The sequence below is a fragment of the Pseudomonas sp. GW821-FHT07F01 genome (genome assembly GCF_059418825.1).
The window spans coordinates 46813-56566 of the sequence record NZ_JBWKQO010000001.1 but is presented as its reverse complement, the minus strand read 5'-3'; the positions used below and the strand labels follow the sequence as shown (position 1 = coordinate 56566).

The 9754-nt window shown below is 69.0% G+C and carries 3 protein-coding genes; 2 read left to right on the top strand and 1 reads right to left on the bottom strand.

The window, feature by feature from the left end:
• Nucleotides 1–317: 317 nt before the first annotated feature.
• Entirely contained in the window at nt 318–6683 is a 6366-nt protein-coding gene (gene ofaA / locus AC07R1_RS00300; RefSeq protein ID WP_495109940.1) for an orfamide A non-ribosomal peptide synthetase OfaA, read from the bottom strand.
• Between the two features lie 595 nt (nt 6684–7278).
• Between ofaA and AC07R1_RS00295 the strand changes: the two genes are divergently transcribed.
• The gene (locus tag AC07R1_RS00295; RefSeq protein WP_011060444.1) at nt 7279–8079 is read left to right on the top strand and encodes a helix-turn-helix transcriptional regulator; all 801 of its coding nucleotides are present in this window, start codon (nt 7279–7281) and stop codon (nt 8077–8079) included.
• Nucleotides 8080–8138: 59 nt separating this feature from the next.
• A complete protein-coding gene (locus AC07R1_RS00290) occupies nt 8139–9569 on the top strand; it encodes an efflux transporter outer membrane subunit (RefSeq protein WP_495109939.1) in 1431 nt (476 codons plus the stop codon).
• Nucleotides 9570–9754 lie beyond the last annotated feature (185 nt).

Sequence of the window (9754 nt, the reverse complement as noted above, 5' to 3'; positions counted from 1 at the left end):
CTTGTAACCTGCCTGAGAATTCGGAAACGGTTGAAGAGAACGTCCTTGTTTCAGATGCAACCTTTCACCGGCGCCCCGCTGCCCGGACGGGCGACAAGCGCCGCTGCCAGGCACCGCGCGGGGCTGTCGCGCCGTTGCGCAAAAAGCACCAGGGACAGTGAGCCCGCCAGGCTTGCTGGCAGCTCGCAGACGCTAAAACATCCGCCGCAGCGGGGCTGACATGGGAAGCCGGGACATGGCGCGGGGCCTGTCCCGCTGAGGTACCACGGCCCGCGCCGGCCCTGGGGCCGGCGCGGGGAAAAGCACTTGCAGCGGCCTCAGAGACGCCGCTGGCGCTTGAGCTGGGGGATGGTGGTAGCGGGGATTTCCAGGCGCTGCAACTGGCCCAGGGTATGGGCCGCCAGCGCCGCCAGGGTCGGCTGGCTGAACAACAGGCGGGCATCGGCGTGCAGGCCTTCCTGGCGCATCCGCGCCACCAGGCTGACCGCCAGCAGGGAATGCCCGCCCAGTTCGAAGAAGTGGTCGTGGCGCCCTACCCGCTCCACTTGCAGCACCTCGGCCCAGAGCCGCGCCAGGGTGGTTTCAAGCGGCCCCTGGGGCGGCTCGAAATCGCGGCTCAGCACCGCTTCCAGGCCCGGCTCCGGCAGTGCATCGCGCGCCAGCTTGCCGTTGGCGCTCAGGGGCAGCGCCGCCAGTTGCACATAGGCTGCCGGCACCATGTACTCCGGCAGACGCTCCAGGACATGGGCCCGCAGCGCCTCGATCCCCGGCGCCGCCACCCCGGGGTGCAGGCTGAAATAGGCCACCAGGCGCTCGCCACGCATCAGCACCGCCACCTCGCGCAGGGCCGGGTGGCTGGCCAGCCGCGCCTCGATTTCCCCCAGCTCCAGGCGCAGCCCCCGCAGCTTGACCTGGAAGTCGTTGCGCCCGAGGAACTCCAGGTCGCCGTCAGCGTTGTAGCGCACCCGGTCACCGCTGCGGTACAGCCGGTCGCCGGCGACGAAGGGGCTGTCGATAAAGCGCTCGGCCTGCAACTGCGGCAAGCCCAGGTAACCCCGGGCAACCCCGACCCCGCCAATGTGCAGCTGGCCGCTGACGCCCTGGGGCACCGGCTGGTCATGGGCATCCAGCACATACAGCCGGGTGTTGGTGATGGCCTTGCCGATCGGCAGTTGCACCGGCGGCACCGCTGCCCCGGGCTCCAGGGTCCAGGCGCTGCTGTCCACGGTGGCCTCGGTGGGGCCGTAGACGTTGTGCAAACGGGCCCCGGGCAGGCGCTGGCGGAACAGCCGGGCAATCGCTTCGGTCAGCTCGCCGCCGCCGCAGAACACATCGGTCAGGCTGTGGCACTGGCCGGCCTCTTCCAACTGCAGAAATTGCAGGAGCATGGCCGGCACGAACTTGATCATGCTCACCTGCTCCTCGCGCACCAATTGCGCCAGATACAGCGGATCGCGCTGGCCGTCGGGCCGCGCCAGCAACAGGCGCATGCCGGTGACCAGGGGCCAGAACAGCTCCCAGACCGAGCCGTCGAAACTGAACGGCGCCTTTTGCAGCAGGGTGCCCCGGGCCCGCTCGCCACACAGCTGCGAACTCCAGTGCATCAGGTTGCCCAGGCCGCGGTGCTCCACCATCACCCCCTTGGGTGTACCGGTGGAACCCGAGGTGTAGATCACGTAGGCCAGGTGCGAAACCGTCAGCCCTGCCACCACGGGATCATGCTGCGGCGCCTGCTCCCAGGTACTGCGGTCGAAGTCGATCAGCGACAGGGGCAGCGGGCCCAGCAGCTCGCGGGTCGGCTGGTGCACCAGCACCGCCAGTGGCTGGCTGTCCTGCACCAGGTAGCGCAGGCGCTCCAGCGGGTAGTCCGGGTCCAGGGGCACATAGGCACCGCCGGCCTTGAGGATGCCCAACAGGCCGATCAGCAGTTCCGGGCTGCGCTGCACGCAGAGCCCGACTCGCACATCCGGCCCCACCCCCTGCTCGCGCAGGTAATGGGCCAGCTGGTTGGCGCGCTGGTTGAGCTGCCGGTAGCTCAGTTGCCGCGCGCCGGCCTGCAGTGCAATGGCCTCGGGCGTGCGCCGCACCTGGGCTTCGAACAGGGCATGCAGGGTCAGCTCCCGAGGGTATTGCGAACGGGTGGCATTGAGCGTTTGCAGCAGGTAGCGCGACTCCACCGGCGGCAGGATCGACAGGCTGTGCAACGGCGTCTGCGGCGCCTGTTCCAGGGCCAGCACCAGCGCTTCGAGAGCGGTGCTCAGGTAGCCCAGCAGGCGTTGCGCGCCGATCCGCCGCGGGGCCCGGCAGCCCAGGCGGAACCCCGGTTCCAGGTCGTCCACCGCCAGCATCAGCGGGTAGCTGAGCACCTCTTCGCTGCTCAGCAACTCGACCCCAGGCAAACCCTGCAACAGGTCGCCGCCGAGGTTGTGGCGATAGTTGAGCAAGGCATTGAACAGCGGGGTCGGCGCCGCCACCGCGCTGCAGCGCTGGGCCAGGGACAGCGGCGCCTGCTCGTGGGCGAGCAAGGCACTGAGGCGCTGCTGGGCCTGGCCCAGCCCCTCGGCCACCGTCAGCCCCGCCAGCTCCAGGCGCAGTGGCAAGGTGTTGATGAACATGCCCAGGGCCCGGTCGGCCCCCGCTCCGGCTTGCAGGCGGCCCAGCAATACACTGCCGAAGAGCACGTCCTCACGGCCGCTGGTACGCCCCAGTACCAGGGCCCAGGCCAGGTGAAACAGGCTGGCGGCGCTGACCCCGAGCTGGCGCACCTGGGTCCGCAGGCGCTGGCCAAGCTCGGCTTCCAGCAGGCCGCTGGCGTGCTGCAGGTCCAGTTGTTCCCCGGGCCGTTCCTGCAGTTCGAAGGCCAGGGTCGGCTCGTCCACCGTGCCCAGGCCGGCCTCGAAGAACGCCTTGTGGGCGGCCTGCCCCTGGCGCGTGCGAGCCACGTAGTCACGGTAGGCATAGGCCGGCGCCAGGCTGGCTTGCCGGCCTTGCACATGGGCGGCGATTTCCGCCAGCAGCACCGCGGTACTGGTGGCGTCGTTGACCAGGTGATGGAAGCGCAGCAGGCCGATCCACCGCCCATTGGCCCGGTCCTCGGCCCAGGCCAGGGCCAGCATCGGCGCCTGGCGGATATCCAGCGGGTTGTGCTGCGGGTCGAAGTGCTCGCGCAGTCGCTCCGCTACATGGCCGCCGGGCCCGGCCTGCCACTCTTGCACCGTCAGCCGGGCCTGGCGCCAGACCACCTGCAGCGGCTGCTCCAGCACGTCCCAGACCAGGCTGGTGCGCAGGATGTCGTGGCGCTCGATCACTGCCTGCAGCGCCAGGGCGAAGGCGTCCAGGTCCTCGCGCCGGGCGAAGGCGAACAGCGCGTGCTGCTGGTAGGGATCGCGGGCGGCGGTCATGTGGTGATAGAGCAGGCCCTCCTGCAACGGCGCCAGGGGGTAGATGTCCTGCACATTGGCAGCGCCGCCGGGGATGCAGGCCACCACCCGGTCGATGCTGTCCTGATCCAGCTCCACCAAGGGCAGCATCGCCGGGGTGATGCGCTGGCAGTCGGGCGGAACGCGGTTGGCCGGGACCTCGACGACCTGCCCGGTGCTCACCGCCGCAGCGAGACTGGCCAGGGTCGGCTGGCCGAACAGCACCCGCACATCGGCCTGCAGGCCGGCCTGGGCCATGCGCTGGATCAGTTGCAGGGCCAGCAGCGAATGCCCGCCCAGTTCGAAGAAGTGATCGTGGCGGCCCACCTGCTCCACCTGCAGCAGCTCGCTCCAGAGCCCGGCCAGGGTGATTTCCAGCGGGCCCTGGGGCGCCTCGTAGGCGCGGCTGATCAGGTCCTCGGGCCCCGGCGCCGGCAGCGCCCGGCGGTCCAGCTTGCCGTTGCCGGTCAGCGGCCAGGCGTCGAGCGGTACGTAGGCCATGGGCAACATGTACTCCGGCAACTGCTGGCGCAGAAATTCCCGCAGTTGCAGGGCCGTGACCGCCTGGCGCGGAATGAACCAGGCCAGCAACTGGCCGTCCCGGGCCTGGACCAGCGCCTCGCGTACTGCCGGGTGATCCCCCAGGCGGGTCTCGATTTCCCCCAGCTCGATGCGCAGGCCGCGGATCTTCACCTGATCGTCGTTGCGCCCCAGGTATTCCAGGCTGCCGTCCTCCCGCCAGCGAGCCAGGTCGCCGCTGCGGTACATGCGCGCGCCGGGACGGTCGCTGAAGGGGTCCGCAAGGAAGCGTCCGGCGTTCATCCCATCGCGGTTGAGGTAACCCCGGGCCACCCCACCACCGCCCACATAGAGCTCGCCGGGCACGCCGATGGGCAGCAGTTGCTGCTGTTCATCCAGCAGGTAGATCCGGGTATTGGCGATGGGCCGGCCGATATGCAGGGCCTGCCCGGCCTCGATGGCACCGGAAGTGGCGACCACCGTGGCCTCGGTGGGGCCGTAGTTGTTGATCACGGCAAACCCGGGGTCAGCAGGCAACTGGCGCAGGCGGTCGCCGCCGATCAGCAAGGTGCGCAGGGTCGGGTGGCCCAGTTGCTGGCTGAGGGCGTACTCGGCCACCGGGGTCGGCAGAAAGCTCACCTCCAGCGGCTGGGCGCGCCACCAGGCCAGCAGGCGGTCCAGCTCCTCGGGGCCGTCGCTGACCGGCGCCAGGTGCAGGGTCGCCCCGGCGCACAGGGCCGGCCAGACTTCCCAGGCCATGGCATCGAAGCCGAAACCGGCAAGGCATGAGGTGTGGCTGCCAGCCTGGAGGTCGAAAGCCCGGCCATGCCAGTCCACCAGGTTCGACAGGCTCTGGTGCTCCACCATCACGCCCTTGGGCTGGCCGGTGGAGCCGGAGGTGTAGATCACGTAGGCCAGGTGCTCGGCGGTCAGCCCGGCGGCCTCGGCAATCTCGCCAGGGCCATCCAGCCACTGGCCGTTGTCAAGGTCGATCAGCGGCACGTTCAGCGTCGGCAGGCACTGGCGCAGGGCGCCCTGGGTCAACACCGCCCGCGGTGCGCTGTCGTGCAGCAGGAAGGCCAGGCGCTCAGCCGGATGGGCCGGGTCCAGGGGTACATAGCCCGCGCCGGCCTTGAGAATCGCCAGCAGCCCCACCAGGGTTTCCGGGCTGCGCCGGGCGACGATGGCCACCCGCGCATCCGGCCCCACTCCCAGCTCGCGCAGGTGCAGGGCCAGGGCGTTGGCCCGGCGGTCGAGCTGTTCATAGCTGAGGGCCTGGCCCTGGGCGACCAGGGCAATGGCCTGAGGCGTGCGCCGGGCCCAGGCTGCGACCCGGGCGTGAATCCGCTGTTCGGCGGCGGCTGGCTGTTCGTTGGCGTTCCAGGCCTGCAAGCGGCGCAGCTCAGCGGCAGGCAGCAGGGAGAAGCGGGCCACCGGCAGTTGCACATTGTCCAGCCCCTGCTCCAGCACATGCAGCAGGCGCGCGGCCAGGGCCTCGATTTCCTCGGGCTGGAAATACGCCGAGTCGTAGACGTAGTGCATCCAGGCGCTGTCATCGAAGCTGTTGCTGCGCAGGTGGATGGCCAGGGGCGTGGGCTCGTGGCGGTTGGAGACTTTCACCGACGAGGCCGCCGCCTCGCCATAGCGGTAGTCCAGGTCTTCCAGTTCGTAGGACAGCGACAGCTCGAACAGCTGCGCGCGGTCTTCGCGCAGCAGGCCGAGGGCGCGGTTGAGTTCGCTCAGGGGAAAGCGCTGGTGGCGGAAGTCCTGTTTCAGTACATCGCGCACCGCCCCCACCAAAGCCTCGAAGCTCAGTTCGCGGCCGAAGTCCATGCGCACCGCGCTGACTTGGGTGAAGGAACCCAGGGTCACCTTGAAGGCCGCATTGGGGCGGTTCAGCACCGGCATGCCCAGGACCCATTCGTCCCGTTGCAGGGTGCGGGTGAAGTACACATGCAGCGCCGCCAGCAGCACATGAAAGGCCGAGGCCCCGGTGCTCTTGCCCAGGGCCTTCATGCGTTCGTGCAAGGCCGCGGGGAACGCCTGGACCAGGGTCGCCCCCGGGGTCGCGGCGTCGGCGGCGGGCCGGTAGCGCGGGCGCAGCACCGGCTCCGGCAGGCTCTGGTACTTGTCCAGCCAGTAGTCGCGGTCCCGGGCATAGCGGCTGGACTGGTGGTAGCGGGTGTCGTCCTCGATGAAGTCGACAAAGGACGGCGCCGTGGCCTGGGGCTCCTCGCCGCTGGCCAGGGCGCTGTAGAGCCCGCCCAGGGACTGGGACAGCTGGGCGAACCCCCAGCCGTCGAGGATCAGGTGATGGGCCTCGACTTCCATCAGGTGATGCTCGGGGCCCACCCGGAACAGCGAGAAGCGGCACAGCCGTTCGCCGTCGAGCTTGAACGCCTGCTGCATCTGCCGGCGGATCTGCGCCTGGGCCGCCGCCAGCGGATCGGCCGCCGCGGACAGGTCATGGAACACCAGCTCCACCGGCCACTGCCGGTCGAAGTGCTGCAAGGGCAGACCGTCGACGCTGCCCTCCAGGGACAACACCGTGCGCAGCACGTCGTGCTTGTCCACCAGCAGCTCCACGGTGCGCTGCATCAGCTCGGGCCGGAACGGCCCCTTGAGCACGGCATAGCCGCCGATGTTGTACAGCGGCGAGTCGCCCCGGCTCAGTTGGTCGAGCCAGATATCGCGCTGCCCGGCGGTCAGCGGCAGGCCCCGGGCCTGTACCGGACCGGCGTTCATGCGCGCCCCCGGGCGGGGTGCCCGGCCCATGGCGGGCAGTGGCTGGCTGGGGTGACTGGCGCGACGAAAGCGCCCACGGCTGCGGCGGAAAAATGCGTCATAAGATCCTTCTCATGTGATGGGCCCGGGCACCGGCGTCCGCGGATTTAAGCATCGGCCCCAGGGCCTGTATGTCACCCGAAACCCGGACAGTTCCGGCCCCGGTCGGGCACCTCGGGCAGCACCGCGCCGGGCTGTTGCAGCAGCTCTGCTGATCAGCTGAATCGGCTGTAGGAAATTGGCTACGCGTGAACGACGCTCATGGCCTGGCGGAGGGCTTTTGCGTTCCACCGCAGGCTTGCCCCTCGGGCAACCTTGACGCAGGGAAACACCCCGCCGGCGGGCGCGACGGGGCCGTCGCAAGGGCTTGACCCAGAGCCTTGGCGAGGCCCTGGCAGGGCCATGATGTCCCGGTTTCCCCCTACAGACGCCAGGCAAAGCCATAGGCTTAAATCAACGCCCGGGAACTGGATCAGGTTCATCGGGAATCTGCCACGGCATGCCGCGGCAAGCGCGCGTCGATCAGCGATTTGTCTCGATCAAGGATGATAAGGATATGAGTCTGACCAGCAGTATTGCGAACCTGGAAACCCCGCACTTCTACTTCGAACTGGGGCAGTTGATTTCCAGCTCCGGCCACCCGCAGTTCGCCAGCGAAATGCTGCAACTGGTGGACAAGCTGGTGCCTCTGACCCAACTGGTACTCAGCGAATGGACCCTGGACGAACGCCAGGCCAGCCCCCTGGCCATTACCCTGCTGGGGCGCGCCGGGCTGCACAAGGACCTGCCACTGCCGGAGCCGCCGCGACGCCATGACCCGCTGCTGCAGCAGATGCTGGAAATGGACGACTCGCTGCTGATTCAAATGAATGCCCAGGCCCGCAGCGGCCCTTCCCGCACCACCGCGCACCAATGCCACCTGGTCTCGCGCAAAGCCAATCGCCGCTGTGTCATCGCCCTCTACCGGGCTCCCGACCAGGGCGGCTTTTCCCTGTCCGAACTGTCGTTTCTCAAGAGCCTGTCGCAGACCCTGCTGCCGTTGCTGGAACGCCACGCCCAGCTGCACCGGCAACAGGCCCTGAAGAACCTGCGCAGCTGGAGTGCCAAGCCCGCCGATGCCTTGCAGCAGACACCGCTGCAACGGGAGTTCGATGAGCGCCTGTCCCTGGGCGACATCACCCTCTCGGCGCGGGAAAAGGAAGTCTGCCTGGGGTTGCTGACCGGCGGCACCGTGCCGGAAATGGCCCAGCGCCTGAGCGTCAAGAACAGCTCGGTGGAAACCTACCTCAAGCGCGCCGCCGCCAAGCTCGGGGTCAGCGGCCGTCACGGGCTGGCCAAGTGGATGGTCGGCGCCTGAAACCGCCCGCACGCCCCTGGCTGTCCGCCATCAGGATGTCCTTGTCACGAGGCTGATCAATGCGTAACTCCCCACTGACCCTGGCGGCCCTGGCCCTGGCCCTCGGCGGCTGCTCCCTGGCCCCGGACTACCAGCGCCCGACCGCTCCCGTGGCGCCCCAGTACCCACAGGGCGCAGCCTTCGCCCCCGCTGCCGGCAACCCGGGGGCCGACTGGCAGGGACTGTTCCAGGACCCGTTGCTGCAGCAATTGATTCACAGCGCCCTGCAGAACAACCGCGACCTGCGAGTGGCGGCGCTGAATGTCGCGGCCTACCAGGCCCAGTACCGCATCCAGCGTGCCGACCTGTTCCCGGCGGTGAGCGCCGGCGTCTCGGGCAAGCGCCAGCGCCTGCCGGAACAGATGACCGGCAGCAAGGCACTGATCAGCTCCAGCTACTCCGCCAACCTGGGCATCAGTGCCTATGAGCTGGACTTCTTCGGGCGCATCCGCAGCCTCAGCCAGCAGGCGCTGATGATCTACCTGTCCAGCGAAGAGGCACGGCGCAGCGCGCAGTTGAGCCTGGTGGCCAATGTCGCCACGGCCTACCTGAGCTGGTGTGCCGACCAGGAGCTGCTGGAGCTGACCCGCAAGACCCTGGCCGCGGACGAACAGAGCCTGCGCCTGACCGCCCGCAATGGCAGCGCCGGCAAGATCTCGGCCCTGGATGTGGCCCAGGCCCGCACCAGCGTCGACAGTGCCCGCGCCAGCCTGGCCCGCTACCAGCGCCAGGTGGCCCAGGACCTGAACAACCTGACGCTGCTGGTGGGGGCGCCGCTGCCCGACGCCCTGCCCCGGCGCGGGCTGGCCGAGGGCATGCTGGCCCAGGTGCCTGCGGGCCTGCCCTCGGACCTGTTGCAGCGGCGCCCGGACATTCTCCAGGCCGAGTACCAGTTGCAGGCCGCCAACGCCAATATAGGCGCGGCCCGTGCAGCGTTCTTCCCCAGCGTCAGCCTGACCGCCAACGCCGGCAGCGCCAGCAAGGAGCTGTCCGGGCTGTTCAAGGGCGGTGCCGGGGCCTGGACCTTCCAGCCGCAGATCAACCTGCCGATCTTCAATGCCGGCAGCCTGCGGGCCAGCCTGGATTACGCCCAGCTGCAGAAGGACATCAGCGTCGCCCAGTATGAAAAGGCCATCCAGACCGCCTTCCAGGAAGTCGCCGACGGCCTGGCCGCGCGCCAGACCTTCCAGCAGCAACTGAGTGCCCAGCACAGCCTGGTGCAGGCCAGCCAGGACTACTACAACCTGGCCGAGCACCGCTACCGCATCGGCGTCGACAGCAACCTGGTGTTCCTCGATGCCCAGCGCTCGCTGTTCAGCGCCCAGCAAGGGCTGATCAACGACCGCCTGGCGCAGTTGCTGGCCGAGGTAAATCTGTTCCGGGCCCTGGGTGGTGCCTGGGAGGATGGCGCGCAGGCACCGAGCCTGGCCCGCGCCCAGACCTTGCCCTGAGCCACTGGCGATGGCCGGGTATCAGGGGGCTGGGGCGATGAGAGGTTGGGGGGATGCGGGGACCGGGGCCATGAGTGCCCCACGCTGTAGAACCAACCCGGTCAGCCTGGGCAGTAGGCGAAACATGGACCGGGCAGGCAGGTACAGCCGTGTTGCAGCCCGCCCTGACCAACCACCGCCATTCA

Coding starts and splice junctions, on each gene's coding strand:
- ofaA (WP_495109940.1), bottom strand. CDS start 6,683: ATGAACGCCGGTCCGGTACAGGCCCGGGGCCTGCCGCTGACCGCCGGG.
- AC07R1_RS00290 (WP_495109939.1), top strand. CDS start 8,139: ATGCGTAACTCCCCACTGACCCTGGCGGCCCTGGCCCTGGCCCTCGGC.
- AC07R1_RS00295 (WP_011060444.1), top strand. CDS start 7,279: ATGAGTCTGACCAGCAGTATTGCGAACCTGGAAACCCCGCACTTCTAC.